We start from the raw sequence: 23220 nt of genomic DNA on the forward strand, positions 1-23220 counted from the left end.
TGACCGCCAGGAAACCGACGGCGGATCGCCGACCCTTCACCACGCGGGGGCATGGGATTGAGCCGCCTGCGCCGCCCGCGTGGGGAGACGAGCACAACCGAACTGGAGTGTGACCGGCCTGACAGGTCCGGTAGCCAAGTTGGTCGGTACCCTCGCCGCATGATTCGAGCTGTGATCTTCGACGTGGGCGAGTGCCTCGTGGACGAGACCCGGGAGTACGGCACCTGGGCCGACTGGCTCGGCACGCCGAGGCACACCTTTGCCGCGGTGTTCGGAGCCGTGATCGCCCAGGGCCGCGACTACCGCGAGGCTTTCCAGGAGTTCCGGCCCGGCTTCGACCTCTACGCCGAGCGCGAGCGCCGCGCCGAGGCCGGCCGGCCCGAGCACTTCGGGGAGGACGACCTGTACCCGGATGTTCGCGACACCCTCGCCACGCTCCGCGCGGACGGCCTCTGGCTGGGCATCGCCGGGAACCAGACAGTCCGCGCGGGGAAGATCCTCCGCGAGCTGTTCAGCACCGACGTGGACCTGATCGGCACCTCCGACGACTGGGGCGCCAGCAAGCCCGACAGATCCTTCTTCGATCGCGTCGCCGAAATCGTCCCGGCCGAGCCCGACGAGATGCTGTATGTCGGGGACCGGGTCGACAACGACATCCGCCCCGCACGCCAGGCCGGAATGCACACCGCTCTCGTGCGCCGCGGCCCCTGGGCGACGATCCAATGGAACAGCGAGGCCGCGCAGAAACTGCCCACGTTCCGCGTCGAGAGCCTCTTGGAGCTGTCGGGCCACATCCGCCAGTTCAACGAGCGAGGGCGCTGACCGTCGTGGACCATCCGTACAGCCGGTCGTCCAGCTCCCTCACACACTGCTCATGCTGGTGCCGAGCCAGCGTCCGGCGTACCTCGCGCACCCGGTCCATGCCCATGGCATACCAAGTGCGCTCCAGGTGATCTAGCGCGCAATTCGCCATGCTCAGGTCAGTGGCCGTCTGCCTGTGTGATGCGGCGATGGTGGAGCATCAGCAGTGCGGCGACCGCGTTGGCCGACCGGACATCGCCGCGCGCGATGAGATCGGGGACCTGGTCCAGTGGCACCCACTCACGGCGGGCCGACTCGAATGCGTCGCGCGGGTCGTCGCGGACTCGCTGGGCCTGGTCGGACCAGTACACGCGGTGGTGACTGGTCGAGATTCCCGGCATGGGGTCGACCGCCAGGAGCAGTTGCATGGGCCCGGGGCGCCAGCCGGTCTCCTCCTCGAACTCGCGTGCTGCTGCAGCCGCGGGGTCCTCGCCCTCGCCAGTGCCGCCGGAGGGGAGTTCCCACCCCCACGCATCGGTGATGAAGCGGTGGCGCCACAGCAGCAGCACCTCGTTCGCATCGTTGACGACCGTGGCCACAGCCACCGGGCGCAGCCGGATGACGGTGTGGTCCAAGTGCCGGCCGTCGGGCAGCTCGACATCTGCCATTGCGACCTTGACCCACCTGTTCTCGTACACGGTGTGCTCGCCGAGGTTCTGCCACACTGACACGCTGCTGCCTCTCCTCAGGGGACCCGCACTATCCGATCACAGGCGGCTACAGCGGGATGCGAAGGGTTTCGTCGATCCGGTCGACCACCTCGCGCGTGGACGCGCTGCGGGTGGCGGCGAGGGTGGCGAGCCGGTGGACTCGTCCGCGGGTCCCGACGCCGCCGGCCTTTCGGTACATCTGCTCGTAGTGCCTGCCGCGCGATCCGCGGATGCTCGACATCGGGGATACCTACCCTGACGGCCCATGGGGGCACCTCTGGGCCGACACGCCCGCAGCCGCCGACGCGGACTACCGCATCGACAGCCTCAGCGAACTCCCCGCCCTCGCCTCCCGATCGGGCTCGCTCGCGTCAGGCGGTCACTCGACCCCCGTTCGGTAGAACACCTTCCCCTGGCCCGGCTCGGCTCCGAGCGCCGCGTAGAAAGCGAGCGCAGGCGGGGTAGTCCCCGCACGAGCGGGGGTCACGCCGATGATCGGCGTAGTTGAACCACCTCGCCCCCTGCACAGCCCCGCCGTGAGCGGGCTGTGCAGGGGGCGATTCGTCATGTCCTGGGGTGTGTGATTCGCGGTCATAAAACTACACGGATTCCCACACCAGAGCTGACCTGCGGAAACGGTGTGTCAGCGCAGTGCCTCGATGGCCCGCAGGATCAGCGCGCGCGCCTCCGCTCCATACACAGCCAATTCCGCGAGCCGCGTGAACGCCCGCAGGTAGATGTCCAGCTCGCCAGGTGCTGTAACGGTCACCTTCGCCGCGAGCAGTTCGACATGGATGCGCGCGTCATCGAACACCGTGAACTGCTCCAGGGGCCACATCATGCCCTCTCGCGGCACGCTGGTCGGAATGATTCCCAACGACATGGAGGGCAGGCTCATCGCAGCGAGGAGATTGCCGAGTTGGCCGATCATCACGTTCTCGTCTCCGACACGGTGATGGAGAACGTGCTCCTCAACGAGCGTCGCGAAGCGGTGATCACCCTCGTAGATGACGCGCCCCCGCCGCATCCGGACCTCGACCGCGTCGGCCACGTCGTCGGGCGTTCCCCGAAAGCCCGCGATCGTGCCCATGAGGGCGGACGCGTACCCAGGGGTCTGCAAGTAGCCCGGCATCACGTGGGAGGCGTACACGCGGAACGAGCGGGTGCTCTCGTAGAGCTTCGCGGAGGACTCGGCCAACTGCTTCATACCTGTGCGTTGAAGCCGCTTCCAGTGCATGTACATGGCGTCTGCCTGGCGGTTCGCCGCAATCAGATCCTCGGCCTGATCATCGGCGCAGCACGCCGAGCACCAGGCCCGGATGTCTGCGTCAGCAGGCGCGGTGACGGCGTTCTCTATTCGGGAGGACTTGGCGACGGACCATCCAGCCGCGCGGGCGAGTTCCTTGCCGGTAATGCCCGCGTCCAGGCGCAGTTCCCGCAGGCGGGCCGCGAGCGCCGCACGGGCTTTCTGCGCGCTGGACGTGGGGAAGGGCGACATGAGCGGCTACTCGACCTCGTACTCGTCGTGTGGGATGGCTCGCTCCCACACCTGCTCGAACGCCGTCGAGTGCTGGCCGACCACGGCAGGGTCGTCGCACAGTTCTTTGCTGATCCACTCGCCGTCGCCGGAGAAGTGATGGACGCGTAGCAGCGCCCCGTCGAAGATCCATAGATCGCTGCCCGGCAGGAGCAGGTCCCAGGCCCGATGCCGAGGCAGCCATCGCACCTGTTCGCCTGCTTCCACATTGGCGCGCGTCTGGTAGTGCTCCCAGCGGATGTACTCAGTGACCGGCTCGGAGACCACCCTGGCCCGGCGCACGTGAACGCCGCGGGCGACAGCGTCCGCGATGTCCTGGTGGAACGGACGCCACCAGGTGGCCCGGTTGTCCCAGGCGACGCGTTGGCCGTCTCGCCACGCCTCGAAGCGGGGGTTGCTGTAGTAGGCATCGCGCATCTCCAGGTGCACGGCTGATTCGCGTGCACCTGCCAGGAGTTCAGCGAACTCCGGGATCGAGTTCATCGCATGCCTTTCTGATGATGGAGATCATTCGGGCCGGGACCCTGAGGATGGCCTCGCCGGGTGGGATCGGCGCCTTCGCCGGCGACAGCGCGTCGCACTGGGCCGTCGTCTCGTCGTCGGCCTCGTAGCTCTGGATCAGCAGGTCCTTCGACTTCGTGTCTACCCAGACTGTGGGGCATCCGTCCTCATCCGTCTCGGGGTCGATCCCGATGAAGTGAATGGTCATCGTGGCTGGCCTTCCGCGCTAGTCGATTGCAGCGATTTACATCACATTGGTAGCCATGTGCCACAGGGTCAAGAGCGCATGTCGGCCATGAGCACGACGATTCAACTGCTCTGTAATTCGGTGCAACTTCCTGGCAACGGCCATGCCTCACTTCCTAGCGTCGGGAGATACGAGGAAACCCCGGCGAGGCGGCGCAGCCTCCCGGGGTGTGACCGACGCCGCAAAGGAGCGCCGACATGCAGCACGGTACCGCCCGGCCGCCCGAGGGGGCGACCCCATGACCAACGCCATCCAGGCCACGCCCGTCACAGTCGCCGACCTGCTGGGCCTGCCTCCCCTGGACACGCTCACGGACGACCAGGCGCGCGGCGCCACCTGCGTCTGGGACGCCAGTGAGACGCGCCCTCTCACCGCCGAGTCCGCCGTCGACCTCGGCGAGCGGGTCACCGGCGTCCACTGGTTCCCCCGCGCCTGCCGCGCGCACGCCGGAGACCGCGCACACCTCGCACTGCTGGACCACGTACCCCAGTGCGAGGAATGCACGGAGCGGAAGGCCATGTGCGACATCGGCCGCGCCCTCTACCGGCTCGCCGTGCGAAGGGGCGTGAGCGGCCCGCTCGACCTCGACGCGATGCGCGACGCCGCCCGGAGCACCCTCGGTGGGCAGATGGGCATGGTCACCGACGACGAGCTGGAACTCCTCACCAGCCGCCTGCGGGGGCACCTCATGCTCGCCATCCCCGCCGTCCAGGAAGCGACGACCAAGCACCCCGAGGACGACATCCCCGCCGCCTGCGCCCTCGTCGGCGTCCAGGACGCACGGCTGCGGCTCGACAAAGAGCCCGCCGCGACCCGGGCCGCGGGCATCGCGCACGCGCAGCTTCTCGCCCGCTCGGTGATGGCCCTGTGCGACCACTACCAGTCTCTGACCCACGAGCCGGTGAGCCATGCCTGACCGGGCCATGGACGCCATAGAGGAGCACTTCGGGATCGACCTGGAGACCCGGCAGCTCACCGACGAGATGTCGGCCCCGGCCAGACTGACCCGGGCCCAGCGGCTCGGCGAGTCGTGCGTGTGGTGCGCAATCGGAGCAGCGGCAAGCGGCGGGATGGTGCCACTCGCGTTCGTCGGCGACCGGCGGCCCTCGGCGTGCCCCCGCTGCTGGGAGACCCGCCTGACCGCGCTGCGGACCTACCTCGCCTGGAGCGCACACACGGACACTTGCTGGATCTGCTCCACCAGCCGGTGCGCCAAGGCCCGGCCGCTGGCCGAGGCGCACGATGCAGCCCGCGCCGCGGTGACCACGCGTCCGCCGCACTGCCCGGATTGCGAGGGTGTCGCGATGATCGCCGACCAGCACGTCGTGCCGCACATCCGGGAGACCGCCACCGTCCCGGTCCGCGCGTACACGCACACCGGTCTCTGCGGCCCGCCGCCCGGAACGGGGAGCCCTCGTGCACTGCGCTCGGTGTGACAAGCCCCTGATCCCGGCAATCGCCGAGGTGATCATGAATCCGGGGGCGAGCGGGCCCGGCGCCGACATCCACGTCTGCCGCGACCTGTGCCCGAGAACCCCCCGACAGACCGCCCCCGTCCACGAACCCGGAGCGGCCATGAACGGCTTGCCCCCTCGCTCGCTAAGCGCTGGCCGCCCGTGAAGCGCGGCCCGGACGGCGCGCACAGCGGGGTGCACGCGGATACACGCGTCTCGTGCCGACGGCAGACACAGCAGGGAGGGAGGGAGCTGAGCTTCGTGCTCTCGGATGGGGACTTTTCCATTCACCGCTGCCCCAGCACGGGCTGCCCTCGCGGCTGGTTCCCATGGGAATGAGGTTCAAGTCCCGTCACTCACCCTCACCACCAAGGGCCGTCCCGATCGACCGGGACGGCCCTTGGTCCCTCTCCCCCTGCGAACCGCACCCCGTCCGCGGCCACCCGCAGGTCAGGACCGCATCGACGCGGGCGGCCCTCCCCGCTATCACGACCCCTCCAACTGACCGACAGGAAACCGACGGCGGATCGCCGGCCCTTCACCACGCGGACGCACGCCGGACATCGCGGGCCGACCGTCACGACGACTTGCGCCGCACCAGCTCCGCCGCCAGGACCACCTGCCGGCGTTCCACACGGCGCGAGCCCCGCGGGCGACGGTCCGCTATCTCGGTGAGGAGAAGGTCGATCATGCGGCGGCCCATCTCCTCGATGGGCTGGCGGACGCTGGTCAGGGGCGGGTCCATGTGGCGGGCGATCGCGGAGTCGTCGTAGCCGACGAGGGCGACGTCGTCCGGGATGCGGCGGCCCGCCTCACGCAGGGTCTGCCGGGCGCCCGCCGCGGTGACGTCGGAGGCGGCGAAGACGGCGTCCAGGTCGGGGCGGCGGGACAGCAGCGCCGCCATCGCCCTGGAACCGCCGCTCTCGGTGAAGTCCCCGGGTTCCACGAGGAGTTCGTCGGGCTCGCGGCCCGCGTCCCGCAGGGCGTCCCGGTAGCCGTCGATACGCCGCTGGGCCCCGTACACGTCCAGGCGGCCGGTGATGTGGGCGATACGGCGGCGGCCCTGGGCCAGCAGATGCTCCACGGCCGCCCGGGCGCCCCCGTAGTTGTCGGAGTCCACGGACGGCAGCGGTTCGGCCGCCGAGCGCGGGCCGCTGATGACGGCGGGGATCTCCAGTTGGGCCAGGAGGTCGGGCAACGGGTCGTCGGCGTGGACGGAGACGAGGAGGACGCCGTCCACCCGGTGGGCCGCCAGGTACTGGGCCAGCCGGGCCCGCTCCCGGTCGCTGCCCGCGAAGATCAGCAGCAGCTGCATCTCGGTCTCGGCCAGCTCCGCGCCCACGCCCCGCAGCATGTCGGAGAAATACGGCTCGGCGAAGAACCGGGTCTCCGGCTCGGGGACGACCAGCGCGATGGCGTCGGTGCGGTTGGCGGCCAGCGCGCGGGCGGCAGTGTTGGGGACGTAGCCCAGTTCGGCGACCGCGGCCTCGACGGCGGCACGGGTGGCGGCACTGACCCTGGGCGAACCGTTGATCACCCGGGAGACCGTGCCCCGGCCCACCCCCGCCCGTGCGGCGACCTCCTCCAGAGTCGGTCTCCCGCCCCCTCGGCCCCGCGTTCCCTGGCCTGCCATCGGCTCACCCTCCCGTCGGACACCTCTAGGGCCGGTCATGTGAATCGTCCCGGGCATCCGTCGCGGACCCTCGCCCGCGCATCCGCCCCCGCTCCGGCCCGCCACCGACCCCGGCTTCGACAACCGGGCCCATCCGGACGACAGACGCTGGCCTGGAATCTAACAGTGCGCCGGGCCCGCGGGGCCGTACGGGCTCGATCACAGTGCGGGTCATGATCACAGCCGGAGCACGGCACAGGGTCACAGACCGGGGCACGGCACAGGGTCACAGGCCGGGGGATGGTCATGGGCCCAGGCCAGGGGATGGTCATGAGCCCAGCCCCAAGCCCAGGCCCCAGCCCAGGCCCAGCCCCAAGCCCCCGCACGGCACACGGTCACAGACCCCGGCACGGCCCTGGTCACAGACCCGGGCACAGGGCAGGCTCACAGACCGAGGCAGGGTCGCAGGCCCAGGCACGCGCACAAGCGCGGGCACAGGCACGGGCCCAGGCACGGGCCCCGGCCCAGGCACAAGGCACAAGGCACAGGCCCAGGCACGATCCCGGTCACCGCCCCGCACACGCCGGTCCCGATCTCCCACCTCCCCCTTCCCCCCAGGGGCGGTTAACAGGCCGATAACTGAACACAGCTCGCCGTGTCCGGTCCCTTGACACCCCCGCCGGGAGCCACGACCCTTCAACACATCACTTATGGGAGCGCTCCCACACTCTCGACGCAGCTGATCCATACACTTCCCGCACGTTCCCCGCCCACGCGGCAGTGCGCCCCTGTCCGCCGTGAACCAGCCGTGAAACAGCCCGCGCGTCCGCCCTCGACGGCGGTCGGGTCCACGGGTGTGTCCGCGGGCCGGACAGAGCGTCGCGCCGGGGGTCGGCACGTCAGGGCAACTGGGCAACTGGTAACTGGGCAACAGGAGGACGCACATGCGAGCACCTTCCCGGATCCGCCGCCAGGCGGTGGTCCTCGCGACCGCCGTGTCACTGGGCACCGGCCTGCTGGCCGGCTGTGCCGACGACGGCGGCGACACGTCGGACACGTCCGAGGGCGGCGGCGGCAGAACCACGATCACGCTCGGCCTGTTCGGTCAGATGGGGTTCAAGGAAGCCGGCCTCTACGACGCGTACATGAAGCTCAACCCCGACATCACCATCAAAGAGAACGTCGTCGAACGGAACGAGAACTACTACCCCGCGCTGGTCAACCATCTGACCACCGACAGCGGGCTCATGGACATCCAGGCCGTCGAAGTCGGCAACATAGCCGAGGTGGTGGACACCCAGGCCGCCAAGCTGCTCGACCTGTCGAAGCACGGCAAGAAGGCCGATTTCCTGGAGTGGAAGTGGCAGCAGGCCACCACCGCGGACGGGCAGACCATCGGCCTGGGCACCGACGTCGGCCCCATGGCGATCTGCTACCGCAAGGACCTCTTCGAGAAGGCCGGGCTGCCCAGCGACCGCGAGGAGGTCGGCAAGCTCTGGGCGGGCTCCTGGGACACCTTCGTGGACGTGGGCCGCCGGTACCAGGACAAGGCACCCGACGGGACCACCTTCCTCGACTCCCCCGGCGGACTGATCCAGGCGATCCTCGGCAGTGAGACCGAGCGGTTCTACGACTCCTCCGGCAAGGTCGTCTACAAGACCAACCCGGCGGTGAAGGCGGCCTTCGACCTGACCGCCGAGGCCGCCGAGGACGGGCTGGTCGGCAACCAGACCCAGTTCCAGCCCGCCTGGGACACCACCATCGCCAACAACAAGTTCGCCGCGATGTCCTGCCCGCCGTGGATGCTCGGCTACATCAAGGGCAAGTCGAAGCCGGACGCCGCCGGCAAGTGGGACGTGGCCGCCGCGCCGCAGGCCGGCAACTGGGGCGGCTCCTTCCTCGCCGTACCCAAGTCCGGCAAGAACACCGACGAGGCCGCCAAGCTCGCCGCCTGGCTGACCGCCCCCGAGCAGCAGGCCAAGCTCTTCGAGGTGCAGGGCAGCTTCCCCAGCTCACCCGCCGCCTACGACATGCCCGTGGTCAAGGACGCCAAGAACGACATGACCGGGGACGCCCCCATCGGCACCATCTTCGCCGAGGCCGCGAAGAACAGCCCCGTCCAGGTGATCGGACCGAAGGACCAGATCATCCAGCAGGGCCTCACCGACAACGGAGTGATCCTGGTCGCCCAGGGCAAGTCCCCCGAGGACGCCTGGAACACGGCCGTGAAGACCATCGACAACAACCTGGAGCAGTGACCGGCATGGCCACCCGGCACGACACCACCGCCGCGTCCCCCGCCGAGGAGGGGGGCGCGGCCCCGGTCGGGGCGAGCGTGCGCACGGGCCCGGCGGACGGCGAGGGCAGGCGGCGGGCCCGGCTGTCCCGGCGCTGGCAGCGGGACGTCAGATGGAGCCCGTACGCGTTCGTCGCCCCGTTCTTCCTGCTGTTCCTGGCCTTCGGACTCTTCCCCCTGCTCTACACGGGCTGGGCCTCCCTGCACCAGGTCGAGCTGACCGCGCCGACCGACATGAACTGGGTGGGGCTGCGCAACTACACCCGGATCCTCGACGACGACTTCTTCTGGAACGCCGCGCGCAACACCCTCACCATCGGGATCATCTCGACCGTCCCGCAGTTGCTGATGGCGCTGGGCCTCGCCCACATCCTCAACTACCGGCTGCGCGCCTCCACCTTCTACCGGGTCGCGATGCTCGCCCCCTACGCCACCTCGATCGCCGCCGCCTCGCTCGTCTTCGTCCTGCTCTTCGGCCGCGACTACGGGATGATCAACTGGGCGCTCGGGGCGGTCGGGTTCGACCACGTCGACTGGCAGAACGACAAGTGGCCCTCCCAGATCGCCGTGTCGACCATCGTCATCTGGCGCTGGACCGGCTACAACGCGCTGATCTACCTGGCGGCGATGCAGGCCATCCCCCACGACCTGTACGAGTCGGCCGCGCTGGACGGCGCGAGCCGCTGGCGGCAGTTCCTCCATGTGACGCTGCCGTCGCTGCGCCCGACCATCCTGTTCACCTGTGTCGTCTCGACCATCGGCGCCTCCCAACTGTTCGGCGAGCCACTCCTGTTCGACGCGAACAAGGGGGCGTCGGGCGGCTCCCAGCACCAGTTCCAGACGCTCGGCCTGTACCTGTACGAACAGGGCTGGATCAACCAGCACCTGGGCCGCGCCTCCGCCATCGCCTGGACGATGTTCCTGATCCTGATCGTGGTCGGGCTCGTCAACCACGTCATCTCGCGCCGGTTGCGCGCCAGCAGCGCCAGCAGTGGCGCCGGTAGTTAGGAGACCGGCCGTGACGACGACCCTGACTCCCCCCGACCGCCCCGGGCGGACCGACCCGGCCGCCGGGAAGGAACGCCCGCGGCGCCCCAGGGCGGCCCGTGCGGGCGGCCAGTTGCACGCCGGTCCGCTCGCCTACGTCGTACTCGCCCTGTTCACCGTCGGCTCGCTGTTCCCGCTGGTGTGGACGGCGATCGCCGCCTCGCGCGACAACCAGCGGCTGGCCGAGACCCCGCCACCGTTCTGGTTCGGCTCCAACCTGATGGACAACCTGGAGACGGCCTGGACGGACGCCAACCTGGGCGAGGCGTTCGTGAACACCACCCTCGTGGCCGGGATCTCGGCGACGACGATCGTGTTCCTGTCGACCATCGCCGGGTTCGCCTTCGCCAAACTGCGGTTCAAGGGGCGGGGCGCGCTGATGCTGATCGTCATCGGGACGATGATGGTGCCGCCGCAGCTCAGTGTGATCCCGCTGTACATGATGGTCGCCGAGCTGGACTGGACCGATCAGCTCCAGGCGGTCGTCCTGCCGTCGATCGTGAGCGCCTTCGGGGTGTTCTTCATGCGGCAGTATCTGATCTCCGCGCTGCCGGACGAGCTGATCGAGGCGGCGCGGGTGGACGGCGCGAGCAGTTGGCGTGTGGTGTGGCACATCGTGTTCCCGGCGGCGCGGCCCGCGATGGCCGTCCTCGGCATGCTGATGTTCGTCCAGACGTGGAACGACTTCCTGTGGCCGTTCCTGGTGCTCACCCAGACCGGCAACCCCACCGTGCAGGTCGCGGTCGCGGGCCTGGGTCGCGGCTACACCCCCGACCAGTCCCTGATCATGGCGGGCGCGCTGCTGGGCACCCTGCCGCTGCTGCTGGTGTTCGCGGTCTTCGGCAAGCAGATCGTGGGCGGGATCATGCAGGGCGCGGTCAAGGGGTGACCCGCCCGGGCGCGGGGTACGTCCCCTCCCCCTTCCCCTTTCCCGTTCCCTTCCCCTTTCCCGTTCCCTTCCCCTTCCCCTTTCCCTTCCCCGGCCTCCGTCCCCGGCCTTTCCAGTCCCTTCCCACCACCCCTCACGACCCGCTATGGGAGCGCTTCCATGTCTGGTTCCGAGTCCGAGTCCGAGTCCGTACCGCCGCAGCACCCGGCCGCCTTCCCTTCGGCCTTCCCCTCGGCCTTCCTCTGGGGTGCCGCGACCTCCGCCTACCAGATCGAGGGCGCCGCGCGGGAGGGCGGCCGTACCCCGTCGATCTGGGACACCTTCAGCCACACACCGGGCCGGACGGCCGGCGGGGAGCACGGTGACATCGCCGTGGACCACTACCACCGCTACCGCGAGGACGTCGCGCTGATGGCGGACCTGGGGCTGAACGCCTACCGGTTCTCGGTGTCGTGGCCGCGGGTGCAGCCCACCGGCCGCGGTCCGGCCGTCCAGGTCGGCCTGGACTTCTACCGGCGGCTGGTGGACGTGCTGCTCGCCCGGGGCATCAAACCGGCGATCACCCTCTACCACTGGGACCTGCCGCAGGAGTTGGAGGACGCGGGCGGCTGGCCGGAGCGGGAGACGGCGTACCGGTTCGCGGAGTACGCGCAGCTCGTCGGGGAGGCGCTGGGCGACCGGGTGGAGCAGTGGATCACCCTCAACGAACCGTGGTGCAGCGCCTTCCTGGGCTACGGCTCGGGGGTGCACGCGCCGGGCCGTACGGACCCGGTGGCCGCGCTGCGGGCCGCGCACCATCTCAATCTCGCGCACGGACTGGCCACGTCGGCGCTGCGGTCGGTCATGCCGGCCCGCAACTCGGTCGCGCTCAGCCTCAACTCCGCGGTGGTGCGGCCGTTCTCGCGGGATCCGGCGGATCTGGCCGCCGTACGGAAGATCGACGATCTGGCCAACGGGATCTTCCACGGGCCGGTCCTGCACGGCGCCTATCCGGACACGCTGACGGCGGCGACGGCGGGGCTCACCGACTGGTCGTTCGTACAGGACGGCGATCCGGCGGCGATCCATCAGCCGCTGGACGCGCTGGGGCTGAACTACTACACCCCGGCGCTGGTGTCGGGGCCGGCCGAGGACGGTGCGGCGGGCGGGCCGCGGGCCGACGGTCACGGGGCGAGCGCGCACTCGCCGTGGCCGGGCGCGGACGATGTGGTGTTCCACCAGACGCCGGGTGAGCGCACCGAGATGGGCTGGACCATCGACCCGAGCGGGCTGTACGACCTGATCACGCGGTACGCGCGTGAGGCGCCGGGGCTGGCGCTGTACGTCACCGAGAACGGGGCGGCGTACGACGACAAGCCGGACCCCGACGGGCGGGTGCACGACCCGGAGCGGATCGCGTATCTGCACGGGCATCTGTCGGCGGTGCGGCGGGCGCTGGCCGACGGCGCGGACGTGCGGGGTTACTACCTGTGGTCCCTGCTGGACAACTTCGAGTGGGCCTACGGCTACGAGAAGCGGTTCGGTGCCGTGTACGTGGACTACGGGACGCTGGAGCGGACGCCGAAGTCCAGCGCGCGGTGGTACGGGCAGGCGGCGCGGACCGGGGTGCTGCCGGGGGTGGGCGACGTCGGTGGCGGCGGCGCGTAGGGAGCGGCGGCGCGCAGGAGGCGGCGGCGCGTCGGAGGGCGAGTTGATACGGGGCGCGACACCGAATGGGGGGGGAAGTGTCGCGCCCCGGTTGACTCCCCTCGGGGTTCGGGCGTGTCAGGGCGCCGTGTGCCAGGGGAGGTTCGGGCGCCGAGGCGATGCCCTGGGGGAACGAGATGCACGCTAGCGGATCCGAACCGGGCAAACCCTGTCATGGGCATCTGAGTCAGGATTCTTAGGACGGGCTTAAGGATGGCATGGGGGGTGGTTAATGGTGGGGTTGCTGGTGGGTTGATGGTGGGGTTGATGGTGGGTTGCTGGTGGGTTGATGGTGGGGGTTGATGGATGGGCCCGCTCTCAGGACCGGTTGAAGCTCAGCGCCGAGCGGCGGGGGCGGCGTCGGCGGACCGTGCCCCGGTGGCCCCGGCGTTCCGGGCGGCTGCCGGCGATCTGGATCCAGATCCGGACCTCGGTGCCGCCGAGGACGGAGGACCCGATACGGACGTCACCGCCGGTGGCCTCGGCGAGCCGGCGGACGATGTCCAGGCCGAGCCCGGTGGAGCCGTCGCTGCCGGAACCGCGGCCCCGGGCCATCGCCGCCTCCGGGTCGGAGATTCCGGCGCCCGCGTCGGAGACCAGCACGATCACCGCGTCCTCGCCGTTGTGCAGGTCGACGGCGAACGCCGTGCCCTCCGGGGTGTGCCGGAAGACATTGCCGAGCAGGGCGTCCAGGGCGGCGGCGAGATCGGCGCGGGCGACCGGGATGCGCACCGGCCGTTCCGCCCCGGCCACCCGCCATTTGCGTCCCTCGTCCTCGGCGAGCGCGGACCAGAACACCATCCGCTCCCGTACCACCTCGGCGGCGTCGCACCCGGCGCCGGGTCCGGCCGCGGCGGTCTGCGGTTTGGCCTCGCGCGCGGTGCGGATGATCGTGTCGACCTCGCGCTCCAACTGCTCGACCGCCGCGCGGGTCTGGTCGGCGGCCGGTCCCTCGCCGAGCGAGGCCGCGTTGAGCCGCAGCACGGTCAGCGGGGTGCGCAGCCGGTGGGAGAGGTCGGCGGCCAGCTCACGCTCGTTGGCGAGGAGCTGGACGACCTGGTCGGCCATGGAGTTGAACGCGACCGCCGCGAGCCGCAGTTCGGAGGGGCCCTCCTCCGGGACCCGGGCGCCGAGCCGGCCGTCGCCGAGTTCGCGCGCGCCCTCGGCCAGCCGCTGGGCGTGCCGCACCATCCGGATGCCGAGCCGGTCGGCGACCGCGACCGAGCCGACGATCAGGGCGAGACCGACGGCGGCGAGGGTCGCCCACGCGGTGCCGACGCCCCGGCCGACGGCGGCGTCGGGGACGTAGACCTCCACCACGGCGATCTGTCCGGAGCTGAGCGCGACGGGCTGGAGCAGCGCGGAGCCGTCGGGGACCTTGGCGGTGGAGGCCCGGCCCATCCGGCGGGTGGTCTCGACGTCCTCCTCGGCGGCGCGGTGCACCCCCAGGTTGACCGCCGCCATGCCGCCGCCGGCCGCCGGGATGTGCACGGCCATGCGGTCGCCGGAGCCGGCCGAGGCGACGACGCGCTGGAGCTGTTCGTGGTCGGTGGTGATGGACAGGGCGGGCGCGATCTCGGCGGCGTCCCGCTCGGCGTCGGAGAACGCGCGGTCGCGGGCCAGTTCCTTGATGACCATGCCCAGCGGTACGGCGAAGGCGACCACGACCATCGCGGTCACCGCGAGGGAGACCTTGACCAGGGCCCATCTCATCGCAGCGACTCCGCTCCGGGGGGCTCCAGCTTGACCCCGACGCCCCGCAGGGTGTGCAGATAGCGGGGGTTGGCGGCGGTCTCGCCGAGTTTGCGGCGCAGCCAGGACAGATGGACGTCGATGGTCTGGTCGTCGCCGTACGACTGCTGCCACACCTCGGCCAGCAGTTCACGGCGCGGCACGACCACACCGGGCCGTCCGGCGAGGAAGGCCAGCAGGTCGAACTCGCGTCGGGTCAGATCCAGTCGTACGCCGTCCAGTTCGGCCTGGCGGCGCAGCGGGTCGACGGTGAGGCCGCCGACGCTCAGCACCGGGGAGGGCGGGGCCTCTCCGGCGGTGGCGCGGGAGCGGCGCAGCACGGCGGCGATGCGCGCGGACAGGTGCTCCACCGAGAAGGGCTTGGTCAGATAGTCGTCCGCGCCGTCGTTGAGCAGCCGGACGATCTCCGTCTCGTCGTCGCGCGCGGTGGCGATGATCACAGGTACGTCGGTGATGCCGCGCAGCATCTTCAGCGCCTCGGCGCCGTCCAGATCGGGCAGGCCGAGGTCCAGGATCACCACGTCGAAGCGGTGATGGGCGACCTCGCGGAGCGCCTCCAGGGCCGTACCGACACTGCGCACGGTGTGGGCGGCGTCGGTCAGATGCCGGATCAGCGCCGAGCGTACGAACTGGTCGTCCTCGACCACAAGCACACTTGCCATGCGCCGCACCGTAGTCCATTCGGGGGCACGCAGCGGGCGCCTGTGGACTACGCGGTGGTTGACACCGGTTGCGTCCACGGGCGGGACACCCCGGGAGCGCGTGCGGCACTATGGGCCGATGCTCCGAGGACTCACCCATGTACTGGCTTGGTCGCTCGCCACGGGCGCGGCGGTCACGCTCTCGTCCTGGGGTGTCCACACCGTCCTGGACGCGACGGCGTACGACCCCCCGCGCGCCCTGCCGGTGACGGCCGCGGACCCGACGGTGTCCGAGGAGGAGGAGCCCGAGGACACGCCTTCCGCGCGGTCGTCGTCGGCTCCGCCGCCCGCCGCCCCGAGCCAGGCCGCGCCGCCGCCGACCCGGCAGCCCTCCGCGACGACCCGGGAGCCCTCGCCGAGCACGTCCGCCACCGCCTCCAGCACGACGGGCCGGGTGCGCAGCTACGACACCGAGGGCGGGCGTGCGGTCTTCGACGTCGGCGCCACCTCCGCCTCCCTGGTGTCGGCGACGCCGGCCACCGGCTGGTCGATGCAGGTGTGGAAGACGGAGCGGTGGATCCGGGTGGAGTTCAGTTCCGGCGCCGACCGGGTGTCGGTGTTCTGCACCTGGCACGACGGGCCGCCCCGGGTGAACGTGGGCACGTACTGACGGTCCGGCAGCCGCGTTGTCCGGGGGCGGCGTTGGGGTGTTCGGCAACGGTCCGTTCGTGCGGTAAGATGATCACAGAGCAGCCGCCCGGGAGTCCCGGGAACTGCGCACGCGTCGGTGGTCCAAGGAAAGACGCCCCACTTCCTGTGGGGAAATGCAGGTGCAAGGCCTGCCCGGCGCTCCAGCGACAAGACCCCGTCCCGCTTCGGCGGACGGGGTCTTTCGTTTGCCCCGGTTTCCCCGGTTTCCCCGGTTTCCCGGTCCGGCCCCGGCCCTCTCCGCCTCGACCCTCTCCGCCCCGTCAGCGGAAGACCGAGGGGGGCGGGGCCGGAGACGCCACCGCCGCGGTGTCGGTCACCGGGGTAGCGCCGCCCGTGAAGTCGGTCAGGGTCCTGCCGTGCTCCACGCGCGCGGGATGCGGGTCGGAGGCGGCCCGGCGGGTCAGCTCGGCGAGCGGGAGCGGCGCGTCGCAGGCGACGAGTACGGCGTTGCCGAACCGCTTGCCGCGCAGCACCGCCGGGTCGGCGACCAGGGCCGCCTCGGCGAAGCGGGCGGCGACGGTGGCGATCTGGCCGCGCAGATGGGCGAGCGGTGGCCCGTCGGCGAGGTTGGCGGCGTACAGCCCGCCCGGCCGCAGGGCCCTGCGCACCTCGTCCAGGAACTCGGTGGACGTCAGATGCGCGGGGGTGCGGGCGCCGCTGAAGACATCGAGGAGCACCAGGTCGGCCCAGCCGTCGGCGACCTTGGCGAGCCCTTCGCGCGCGTCGGTGGACCGTACGCGGATCCGGGCGGCGGGGTCCAACGGGAGGTCGCGGCGCACGAGTCGGACGAGGGCGGCGTCCCGCTCCACGACCTGCTGGGTGGAGCGGGGGCGGGTGGCGGCGACGTACCGGGCGAGGGTGAGGGCGCCGCCGCCCAGGTGCACGGCCCTCAGCGGGCGGCCGGGCGGCGCGGCGAGGTCGACGACATGGCCGAGGCGCCGCTGGTACTCGAAGGACAGGAACGCGGGGTCGTCGAGATCGACGTGCGACTGCGGGGCCCCGTCGATCAGCAGCGTCCAGGCCCGTGCCCGGTCCCGGTCCGGTATCAGCTCGGCGAGCCCCCCGTCGACGGCCTCCACCACGGCCCCGGCCTGTTCCCTCCGGGACTTCCTGGACTTTCCCATGGGGCCATTGTCACAGGGCGGGAGGTGGGGCGCCCGTCCGTGCCCGGACGGGGCCCGCGCGCCCCGGTCAGCAGCAGTTGTCCGCGGCCTCGATCAGCCGGGCCGCCTCGCCGAGGGCCTGGCGCAGGACGGCCGGGTCGGTGGTCCGGTCGGTGTCGTCGAGGGGCAGCAGCCAGTCGGAGCCGGCGACCGGGGGCTCGGGGGTGGCTCCGGTGCCGCGCCCCCCGGACCCGGTACAGACACTGCCCGGCACGTCCCAGGCGGCGGCGGTGCCGGACGGCACGACGAAGCCGAGGGTGTCGCAGCCGTCGTCAAGGAGGACCGGTCCGACCGTGTCCCCCGCACCGCGGCGCAGGATGTCGACCGCCTCAAGTCCCTGCCGCGCGGGGACGGTCACCAGGTCCCACGCGTGCGCCGGTACCCCGCGTGTGCCGCGGAACTCGATACTCTGCCTGGTCTCCATCCCGGCCTCCACCGCGAAACCTCCTTGGGCATGGCGCGGGAGTCGGGCACTCCCGGTCCGCAGGGTTCAACGCGTCGAAGGCGTCAACGGCACGCCGTAAGTGCGCCGCAAAGGATGGCAGTTCATGGCAGATCGCGGATGAGATATCCGGTTTGTAGCCAAACACTGCATGTGGGCATGGGCGCAGCCGGTACGTTCGTGCCCGCCGGGTCGCAGGGGCTTGGCCAATCGGCCAATTCGCCTGATATCCGGCAGGGTTCGACGGTTCGCATGAGAGGACCCGGCCATGACGTCGTCATCGGTGACCTCGTCCCAGCCCCCTCGGCCGCCACGGCCGAACCTCGCCTTCCGGCGGCTGCGCGGCCGGCGCTCACCGGCCGAGTTCGCCGCGGAGGTTCGGCGGGCGGCGCGGGAGATCGGTGAGCAGGTGAGCTGTGACGCGCGCTACGTCGGCCGGGTCGAGGCGGGCGAGATCCGCTGTCCCAACTACGCGTACGAGCGGGTGTTCCTGCATATGTTCCCCGACCGCACGCTGACCGACCTGGGCTTCGCGCCCCGCTCGTCCGTACGCGGCCGGCCGGGGCGTACGGCGACGGAGCCCCCGCCGGGCCGCCTCTTAGGCGGGACGGGCGCAGGGCGCACCGCTCAGGATCCCGGCGACCCCCCGCAGGACCCCGACGAACGGCACCACAGAGACGAGGAGAGCGACGTGCTGCGTCGCGCATTCATGACCGGCGGTGGCGCCACCGTGGCCGCCGCCTCGCTGGGTGCCCCGCTGGCCCTGGCCTCCGACGCCCTCGCCGCCCCGCGGCCCCGCCGGGCCGGGTCGAGCGAGGCGGGCGCGCTGGAGGAGGCGGTGCGCAGGATCCGGCTGCTGGACGACCGGCACGGCGCGGACGGGCTCTACCGGCGTGCGGCGGCCCCGCTGCGCGCCGCGTACGCGCTGCTGGACGCCGGTACGGTCCGGCAGGCCACCGCGGAGCGGCTGCACTCGGGGGCGGGTGAGCTGGCCATCTCGGTGGGCTGGCTTGCGCACGACTCGGGCCGGTTCGACGACGCCCGCTCGCACTACGCGGAGGCGCTGGCCACCGCCCGGGTCGCCGGGGATCCCGGGCTGGAGGCGCACGCCTTCTGCAACACGGCGTTCCTCGCGCGGGACGCCGGGCGCCCGAGGGAGGCGGTACGGGCCGCGCAGGCCGCGCAGCGCATCGCCCGGCCGCTGGGGTCGGCGCGGCTGATGTCGCTGCTGGCGCTGCGCGAGGCGGGCGGCTGGGCGGGGCTCGCCGACCGCACCGGCTGCGAGCAGGCGCTGGCCCGCGCGCACGCGCTGCACCAGCGGGGGACCACCGAGGCCGACCCCGAGTGGATGACCTTCTACGGGGAGGCCGAGCTGGAGGGCCTGGAGGCGCAGTGCTGGTCGACGCTGGGCGACTGGACGCGGGCCGCCCGCCACGCGCGCCGGGCGACCCGTCTCCAGGACCCGCACTTCACCCGCAACATCGCCCTCTACACGGCCGAACTCGCCGACGACCTCGCCCGCGACGGCCGCCCCGACGAGGCCGCCCAGGCGGGCCTGCGGGTCCTGGACCTCCTCGCCCAGGTCCAGTCCTCCCGCGTCCAGACCATGCTCGCCGGCACCGCCCGGGTCCTCCTCCCCCACCGCCGGACCCCCGGAGTCTCCGACTTCCTGGAAAAACACACATCGACACCACGCATGCCCTGACCTGCCCAGCCCCTGACCTGCCCTGCCCCTGACCTGCCCCTGCCCAGCCCCTGACCTGCCCTGCCCCTGACCTGCCCCTGACCTGCCCCCGCGCCCGTTCCTGCGTCTGCGTCTGCGTCTGCGTCTGCGTCTGCCGGATCATCGGGGCCAGCGGGGTCGCCGGGGCGCGGGGGCGGGGGGGCGGGGGTCACCGGACGGCCGGGACCAGCGGGGGCCACCAGGCCATGGGGGTCACCGCACCGCCGGGCCACTGGGGCCACCGGGCCACCGGAACCAGCAGGGTCGCCGGGCCGCAGGGCCGCCGCACCATCGAGGTCACCAGGCCACGGGGGGGCACTGCACCGCCGGGCCACCGGGTCATCAGACCGCCGGGACCAGCGGGGCCTCCGGGCCGCCGCACAGCCGGACCATCGAGGCCACCGGGCGACGGGGGCCACCGCACCGCCGGGCCACCGGACCGCCGGGGCCATCAGGGCCACCGGGGACACCGCATCACCGCGCGCCCGCAGGTTCCGCGAGGCGCCCGGCGGGGGTGGGAGGCAGGTGGTGGGTCGGGGTCAGCGGTCGTGAGTAGCAGCGGTACAGCGGTTAGCGCTAAGCCTCCGGGGCAGGTCAGCGGCCGTGATTGGCGCTGAGGGTGATCACGCTCGGGGGCCCGATATCACGGAAGGGATCTTCCGCGCAGGGGTTCGAGTGACGGCTAACTGAGCCAGCGGCGGCCCGGCTACCCTCCGGCCCGTGCCGGTTGAGTTCTTAACTGATGATCAGGCCGCGTCCTACGGCTCCTTCAAGGAGGTGCCGACCCGCCCTGAGCTGGAGCGATTCTTCTTCCTCGATGACGAGGACCGCCTGCTGATCGCGAAACGGCGCGGGGACCACAACCGCCTCGGCTTCGCCCTGCAGATCTGCACCGTCCGGTACGTGGGGCTGTTCCTGGCGGACCCGCTGGACGTGCCGTGGGCGGTGGTGGACTACCTGGCCGAGCAGCTGGGCGTCGAGGACGCCTCGTGTGTCAAGTTGCACTAGACACCCCCTTAGCGCGGTAGGGCGTTTACGCAGGTCAGACGCCTATCATGTGCTCAAGCGGTTGCAGTGTTCACCCAAGAGCGCGCGCACTTCGGGCACGTCGCCGTGGTCGAGTGGTCGGCGCAGCGCCGGTTTCGCGGTTCGGTCGGCAGGGTGGCCACGGGGCGAACGGCGCTCAGCACGACGGCCCCCACCGGAACGGGGGCCGAGCGCCGTTCCCCTGCAACTGGCTGGGGGTACCGTTCTGGTGTCGATGCAGAACGGAGACCAGTATGCCCCAGCACTCGGAAGACGCAGGAGCGCGCATCGCCCGCGCACGCAAAAGCCGTCACCTCACGCAGCGCGAATTGGCAGATCTCTCCCATGTGTCTTACAGCACCCTGACGAAGGTGGAGCAGGGGGCCATGCCAGCGAGTCCATCGGTGATCGGCGCCCTCGCCCGTGCGCTTTCGGTACAGGTCGCCGAACTGAACGGGCAGCCGTACCTGGAGGAGTTGCGTCAAGATCATCTCGACGGTCTGATCAACCCGATTCGTGAGGCATTGAACATCTACGACCTCGGCCCTGACCCGGAAGTAACGCCGCGCAGAGTTGAGGACCTGGAAGACCATGCGGAAAAGCTGTGCGCCATGGTTCGCGCCACGAACATCAAACAGGTTGCCGCTGAACTCCCCGGGCTGGTTCACGAAGCTACAACGGCCGCTCACACGAATCCTGTGGATCGAAACTGGCGGTTGCTCGCAAGCGCATACCGAACCGCTTACGACGTGACGACGAAGCTCGGGTTTCCCGACCTGTGCACGGTGGCGCTCGACCGCATGGACTGGGCTGCGCAGCGGGCCTCCGATCCCGTACTCGGCGGAATGCGGCAGTACCTGCGAGCACTCGCATACCTGCGAGCCAGCGACTACCAGACAGGGAAGCGCCTTATCAGCCTCGGAGTCTCTGCTCTGGAGCAGGCGGAGGACGGGCTGGTACGCGATGTGGTCACCGGTCAACTTCATCTGGGCGCTGCCGTTCTGGCGGGCCGTGACAAGGACAAGGCCAACGCGGAGAATCACCTCACCGAGGCCGCTCGCATCGCGAAGCGAACCGGCTCGGCTGAGAAGATTCATTGGCTGTCGTTCGGGCCGACCAACGTCAAAGTGCACCATGTCAGCGTGCTAGCCGAACTCGACCTCTATCCAGAGGCGGTTCACCAGGCGGAGAAGATTTCCGCTCCTGGCGATTGGCCTGTTTCTCGGCTGGCGCACCATCATGCGGAAGTCGCACGGGCGGAGATGTGGGCCGGACGAACTGATGCTGCATTCAAGAGCCTGATCAAAGCACGTAAGTTGGCTCCTCAGCAGACTCGCTACCACCCGACGGTTCGCGAGACCTACGCAGGGCTGGAGGCAGCAAAGCGACGAATGCCGGACTCCTTCGGCAACTTCGGTTCATGGCTCGGCATGTGACGTAGCGTAATTCGATGGCCGGAGCTATCAGCAAAGCCTGATAGTTCCGGCCTTCGCATGTCGGCACTCTGGGGTGAGCACGTAGGACCCCCGCGACGCGCGAACGTCCGGGGGCGTGGCCAACCTGAGAGAGCAGGTCAACATGGTGAAGCTTATCCACACGTTCGTACGGCTGCTGCTGGACCTCTTAGCGCCTGGTCCAGGAAAGCGCCGGGCTGGATCCCGCCCGGCTCCCGTCCCTTCCCCGCAGTGCGCGGGCGCTGCCCACCCGGCCGCCGCACGGGTTCGGGTGCCCCGTTCCCCCTACGGTCTGCACGAGCCGCTCGACGGCACGGGTACGGCCCTCATCCGCCCCTACCTGATCGCCGCCGAACGAGAGCGTGAGAGGGCGCGTCAGGCCCGACGGCGCACCATCCTGGTTCTCGCTGCTGACTTCGGCATCGACACCGACCGGCACGTCATCGGTGCGAGGGGGGCCGTGCGATGAGCGGGCCCACCGTAGAGGGGCCCCGGTCGGCGGAGTGCGCGCTGGCCGCGCGGCCGGAGTACGAGCGCCTGCATGACGACTGCCGCCAGACGAAGGACGTGCCGTTGCCCCACGGCGGGGGCACGGTGCTCGTCCCGCGCTGCGCCTGCCCCTGCCACACACCGGACGGGAAGGGGGAGCGGTGAACGCGGGTACCAAGCCCGCTCCGGGCAGGTCGCGGATGACGGTCGAGACGTACCGGGTCGGTGCGGACTGCAAACCGAAAGGCCCGGTCGAGCGACGTACCTACCGGGCAATCCCGGGTCCGCTCTCGGATGTCTCTCAGGCGTGGCCGCCGTGCCGGTGTGCGTGCTGCCGTGACGCGGGCGGGCTGTCGTGGCGTGGGCGGGGGGTGTGACGTGGCGGCGGAACCTGGAGCGCGGGAGCGGCGGATATGCGGGGCGGGCGCGGTCATGCCGGTGGACCTGGTGGCGCTGATGCTCGCTCACGTCGAGGACGACAGCGACCCGGGCGGTTCGGTCCAGTACATGCTGCGCTGTCCGCTGGAAGGGCACGGGTCCGGTCCGCACCATGCCCTGACGTGGGTTCTGGACGACCCGCGCGAGGGTGAGGTGTGGGCGCAGTGGGACGACGGGCGCGACCCGCACGGGTTCCTCGTGCTGCCCGACTGCAACACCCTCAACCGTGGGGCGCCCGGCGCCACCGAGGAAGCGTGCGGGCTGTTTGCCCGGCATCCGGGCGGCCACAGCTTCGAGTTCGCCGATCCGGTGCGGGAGGCGTTCGAGCGGTCGCCGCAGTACCGGCGGGTGATGGCTGCCGTGGATGAGGGGACGCGCCGTGCGGAGCCGGATCCCCCGGACCATGCCACGGGCAGACAGGGCCCCCCGCAGGGGTGGGCACCGCCCGCATGAACGCCCCTCCGCCCGCCAGGCAGCAAGGCCCCGGGCGGAGGGAGCACCAACCGCCCGCCCGGGGGTCGCTCCAGGGGACCGACCCCCGGGCGGCGGGTGCTGGACGTCCGTCCTTGTCCGTGTCCACGCTGCCGTGCGGGAAGGGGGC

23 protein-coding genes and 2 pseudogenes are annotated in these 23220 nt (G+C 71.1%); 14 read left to right on the plus strand and 11 right to left on the minus strand.

Going from position 1 to position 23220, the window contains the following annotated elements; genetic code table 11:
* Positions 1 to 159: 159 nt before the first annotated feature.
* Positions 160 to 822: an HAD family hydrolase gene (locus ACIQNG_RS06585; protein WP_401433254.1), complete on the plus strand. Its 663-nt coding sequence runs from the start codon at positions 160 to 162 to the stop codon at positions 820 to 822.
* Here ACIQNG_RS06585 and ACIQNG_RS06590 read toward each other — a convergent pair.
* The 6 genes and pseudogenes from ACIQNG_RS06590 to ACIQNG_RS06615 all read right to left on the minus strand — a co-directional run.
* Positions 803 to 961: pseudogene (locus ACIQNG_RS06590) on the minus strand (transcriptional regulator); the annotation flags it as partial. The gene ACIQNG_RS06585 and the pseudogene ACIQNG_RS06590 overlap by 20 nt on opposite strands.
* Positions 962 to 980: 19 nt before the next feature.
* Entirely contained in the window at positions 981 to 1532 is a 552-nt protein-coding gene (locus tag ACIQNG_RS06595) for an NUDIX domain-containing protein (protein WP_401482884.1), read from the minus strand.
* Between the two features lie 46 nt (positions 1533 to 1578).
* Positions 1579 to 1752, minus strand: coding sequence for a hypothetical protein (locus ACIQNG_RS06600; protein WP_401482885.1), 174 nt, complete (start codon positions 1750 to 1752; stop codon positions 1579 to 1581).
* A gap of 402 nt (positions 1753 to 2154) precedes the next feature.
* Complete coding sequence (locus ACIQNG_RS06605; RefSeq protein WP_401482886.1) at positions 2155 to 3009, minus strand: DUF5753 domain-containing protein; 855 nt, start codon at positions 3007 to 3009, stop codon at positions 2155 to 2157.
* Positions 3010 to 3015: 6 nt separating this feature from the next.
* Positions 3016 to 3531: a DUF6879 family protein gene (locus tag ACIQNG_RS06610; RefSeq protein WP_401482887.1), complete on the minus strand. Its 516-nt coding sequence runs from the start codon at positions 3529 to 3531 to the stop codon at positions 3016 to 3018.
* Positions 3506 to 3757 (minus strand): hypothetical protein, encoded by a 252-nt coding sequence (locus ACIQNG_RS06615; RefSeq protein WP_401482888.1) that lies wholly within the window; start codon positions 3755 to 3757, stop codon positions 3506 to 3508. The genes ACIQNG_RS06610 and ACIQNG_RS06615 overlap by 26 nt, the downstream gene beginning before the upstream one ends.
* A gap of 277 nt (positions 3758 to 4034) precedes the next feature.
* Between ACIQNG_RS06615 and ACIQNG_RS06620 the strand changes: the two genes are divergently transcribed.
* Positions 4035 to 4712, plus strand: coding sequence for a DUF6415 family natural product biosynthesis protein (locus ACIQNG_RS06620; RefSeq protein WP_401482889.1), 678 nt, complete (start codon positions 4035 to 4037; stop codon positions 4710 to 4712).
* Positions 4705 to 5232 (plus strand): hypothetical protein, encoded by a 528-nt coding sequence (locus ACIQNG_RS06625; protein WP_401482890.1) that lies wholly within the window; start codon positions 4705 to 4707, stop codon positions 5230 to 5232. The genes ACIQNG_RS06620 and ACIQNG_RS06625 overlap by 8 nt, the downstream gene beginning before the upstream one ends.
* A 595-nt stretch (positions 5233 to 5827) precedes the next feature.
* On the opposite strand, the gene ACIQNG_RS06630 is transcribed toward ACIQNG_RS06625, so the two are convergent.
* Positions 5828 to 6883, minus strand: coding sequence for a LacI family DNA-binding transcriptional regulator (locus tag ACIQNG_RS06630; protein WP_401433269.1), 1056 nt, complete (start codon positions 6881 to 6883; stop codon positions 5828 to 5830).
* Between the two features lie 923 nt (positions 6884 to 7806).
* Here ACIQNG_RS06630 and ACIQNG_RS06635 point away from each other — a divergent pair.
* The 4 genes from ACIQNG_RS06635 (at position 7807) to ACIQNG_RS06650 (ending at position 12741) form a co-directional block, all read left to right on the plus strand.
* A complete protein-coding gene (locus ACIQNG_RS06635) occupies positions 7807 to 9120 on the plus strand; it encodes an extracellular solute-binding protein (RefSeq protein ID WP_401482891.1) in 1314 nt (437 codons plus the stop codon).
* Positions 9121 to 9125: 5 nt separating this feature from the next.
* Positions 9126 to 10166 carry a carbohydrate ABC transporter permease gene (locus tag ACIQNG_RS06640; protein WP_401433274.1) on the plus strand — a complete coding sequence of 347 codons (1041 nt, stop codon included), beginning with the start codon at positions 9126 to 9128 and terminating at the stop codon, positions 10164 to 10166.
* A 10-nt stretch (positions 10167 to 10176) separates the two neighbouring features.
* Positions 10177 to 11094, plus strand: a complete 918-nt coding sequence (locus ACIQNG_RS06645) for a carbohydrate ABC transporter permease (RefSeq protein WP_401433276.1) — start codon at positions 10177 to 10179, stop codon at positions 11092 to 11094.
* Between the two features lie 159 nt (positions 11095 to 11253).
* Positions 11254 to 12741 (plus strand): GH1 family beta-glucosidase, encoded by a 1488-nt coding sequence (locus ACIQNG_RS06650; RefSeq protein ID WP_401482892.1) that lies wholly within the window; start codon positions 11254 to 11256, stop codon positions 12739 to 12741.
* A 357-nt stretch (positions 12742 to 13098) separates the two neighbouring features.
* On the opposite strand, the gene ACIQNG_RS06655 is transcribed toward ACIQNG_RS06650, so the two are convergent.
* Complete coding sequence (locus tag ACIQNG_RS06655; protein WP_401482893.1) at positions 13099 to 14493, minus strand: sensor histidine kinase; 1395 nt, start codon at positions 14491 to 14493, stop codon at positions 13099 to 13101.
* The gene (locus tag ACIQNG_RS06660) at positions 14490 to 15194 is read right to left on the minus strand and encodes a response regulator transcription factor (protein ID WP_401433284.1); all 705 of its coding nucleotides are present in this window, start codon (positions 15192 to 15194) and stop codon (positions 14490 to 14492) included. Before ACIQNG_RS06660 ends, ACIQNG_RS06655 begins: the two co-directional genes overlap by 4 nt.
* 118 nt (positions 15195 to 15312) lie before the next feature.
* On the opposite strand from ACIQNG_RS06660, the gene ACIQNG_RS06665 reads away from it, so the two are divergent.
* The gene (locus ACIQNG_RS06665) at positions 15313 to 15843 is read left to right on the plus strand and encodes a hypothetical protein (protein ID WP_401482894.1); all 531 of its coding nucleotides are present in this window, start codon (positions 15313 to 15315) and stop codon (positions 15841 to 15843) included.
* Between the two features lie 301 nt (positions 15844 to 16144).
* Here ACIQNG_RS06665 and ACIQNG_RS06670 read toward each other — a convergent pair whose 3' ends face one another.
* Both ACIQNG_RS06670 and ACIQNG_RS06675 read right to left on the minus strand, forming a co-directional pair.
* Positions 16145 to 17008 (minus strand): spermidine synthase, encoded by an 864-nt coding sequence (locus tag ACIQNG_RS06670; protein WP_401482895.1) that lies wholly within the window; start codon positions 17006 to 17008, stop codon positions 16145 to 16147.
* Between the two features lie 67 nt (positions 17009 to 17075).
* Positions 17076 to 17471, minus strand: a complete 396-nt coding sequence (locus ACIQNG_RS06675) for a hypothetical protein (RefSeq protein WP_401433292.1) — start codon at positions 17469 to 17471, stop codon at positions 17076 to 17078.
* 286 nt (positions 17472 to 17757) lie between these two features.
* On the opposite strand from ACIQNG_RS06675, the gene ACIQNG_RS06680 reads away from it, so the two are divergent.
* From ACIQNG_RS06680 to ACIQNG_RS06705, 6 genes and pseudogenes are all read left to right on the plus strand, one after another.
* The gene (locus ACIQNG_RS06680; RefSeq protein WP_401482896.1) at positions 17758 to 19194 is read left to right on the plus strand and encodes a hypothetical protein; all 1437 of its coding nucleotides are present in this window, start codon (positions 17758 to 17760) and stop codon (positions 19192 to 19194) included.
* A 738-nt stretch (positions 19195 to 19932) separates the two neighbouring features.
* A pseudogene (locus ACIQNG_RS06685) lies at positions 19933 to 20211 on the plus strand (DUF4158 domain-containing protein); the annotation flags it as partial.
* Between the two features lie 281 nt (positions 20212 to 20492).
* Complete coding sequence (locus ACIQNG_RS06690) at positions 20493 to 21674, plus strand: helix-turn-helix domain-containing protein (protein WP_401482897.1); 1182 nt, start codon at positions 20493 to 20495, stop codon at positions 21672 to 21674.
* A gap of 289 nt (positions 21675 to 21963) precedes the next feature.
* Positions 21964 to 22161, plus strand: coding sequence for a hypothetical protein (locus ACIQNG_RS06695; RefSeq protein WP_401482898.1), 198 nt, complete (start codon positions 21964 to 21966; stop codon positions 22159 to 22161).
* A complete protein-coding gene (locus ACIQNG_RS06700; RefSeq protein ID WP_401482899.1) occupies positions 22158 to 22346 on the plus strand; it encodes a hypothetical protein in 189 nt (62 codons plus the stop codon). The genes ACIQNG_RS06695 and ACIQNG_RS06700 overlap by 4 nt, the downstream gene beginning before the upstream one ends.
* A 213-nt stretch (positions 22347 to 22559) precedes the next feature.
* The gene (locus ACIQNG_RS06705) at positions 22560 to 23072 is read left to right on the plus strand and encodes a hypothetical protein (protein ID WP_401482900.1); all 513 of its coding nucleotides are present in this window, start codon (positions 22560 to 22562) and stop codon (positions 23070 to 23072) included.
* Positions 23073 to 23220: the final 148 nt, after the last annotated feature.

It is taken from the genome of Streptomyces sp. NPDC091377 (genome assembly GCF_044757045.1).
Classification (GTDB): domain Bacteria; phylum Actinomycetota; class Actinomycetes; order Streptomycetales; family Streptomycetaceae; genus Streptomyces.

Coding starts and splice junctions, on each gene's coding strand:
- ACIQNG_RS06700 (WP_401482899.1), top strand. CDS start 22,158: ATGAGCGGGCCCACCGTAGAGGGGCCCCGGTCGGCGGAGTGCGCGCTG.
- ACIQNG_RS06610 (WP_401482887.1), bottom strand. CDS start 3,531: ATGAACTCGATCCCGGAGTTCGCTGAACTCCTGGCAGGTGCACGCGAA.
- ACIQNG_RS06620 (WP_401482889.1), top strand. CDS start 4,035: ATGACCAACGCCATCCAGGCCACGCCCGTCACAGTCGCCGACCTGCTG.
- ACIQNG_RS06680 (WP_401482896.1), top strand. CDS start 17,758: ATGACGTCGTCATCGGTGACCTCGTCCCAGCCCCCTCGGCCGCCACGG.
- ACIQNG_RS06675 (WP_401433292.1), bottom strand. CDS start 17,471: ATGGAGACCAGGCAGAGTATCGAGTTCCGCGGCACACGCGGGGTACCG.
- ACIQNG_RS06635 (WP_401482891.1), top strand. CDS start 7,807: ATGCGAGCACCTTCCCGGATCCGCCGCCAGGCGGTGGTCCTCGCGACC.
- ACIQNG_RS06640 (WP_401433274.1), top strand. CDS start 9,126: ATGGCCACCCGGCACGACACCACCGCCGCGTCCCCCGCCGAGGAGGGG.
- ACIQNG_RS06615 (WP_401482888.1), bottom strand. CDS start 3,757: ATGACCATTCACTTCATCGGGATCGACCCCGAGACGGATGAGGACGGA.
- ACIQNG_RS06660 (WP_401433284.1), bottom strand. CDS start 15,194: ATGGCAAGTGTGCTTGTGGTCGAGGACGACCAGTTCGTACGCTCGGCG.
- ACIQNG_RS06630 (WP_401433269.1), bottom strand. CDS start 6,883: ATGGCAGGCCAGGGAACGCGGGGCCGAGGGGGCGGGAGACCGACTCTG.
- ACIQNG_RS06690 (WP_401482897.1), top strand. CDS start 20,493: ATGCCCCAGCACTCGGAAGACGCAGGAGCGCGCATCGCCCGCGCACGC.
- ACIQNG_RS06600 (WP_401482885.1), bottom strand. CDS start 1,752: ATGTCGAGCATCCGCGGATCGCGCGGCAGGCACTACGAGCAGATGTAC.
- ACIQNG_RS06605 (WP_401482886.1), bottom strand. CDS start 3,009: ATGTCGCCCTTCCCCACGTCCAGCGCGCAGAAAGCCCGTGCGGCGCTC.
- ACIQNG_RS06665 (WP_401482894.1), top strand. CDS start 15,313: ATGCTCCGAGGACTCACCCATGTACTGGCTTGGTCGCTCGCCACGGGC.
- ACIQNG_RS06655 (WP_401482893.1), bottom strand. CDS start 14,493: ATGAGATGGGCCCTGGTCAAGGTCTCCCTCGCGGTGACCGCGATGGTC.
- ACIQNG_RS06650 (WP_401482892.1), top strand. CDS start 11,254: ATGTCTGGTTCCGAGTCCGAGTCCGAGTCCGTACCGCCGCAGCACCCG.
- ACIQNG_RS06625 (WP_401482890.1), top strand. CDS start 4,705: ATGCCTGACCGGGCCATGGACGCCATAGAGGAGCACTTCGGGATCGAC.
- ACIQNG_RS06585 (WP_401433254.1), top strand. CDS start 160: ATGATTCGAGCTGTGATCTTCGACGTGGGCGAGTGCCTCGTGGACGAG.
- ACIQNG_RS06670 (WP_401482895.1), bottom strand. CDS start 17,008: ATGGGAAAGTCCAGGAAGTCCCGGAGGGAACAGGCCGGGGCCGTGGTG.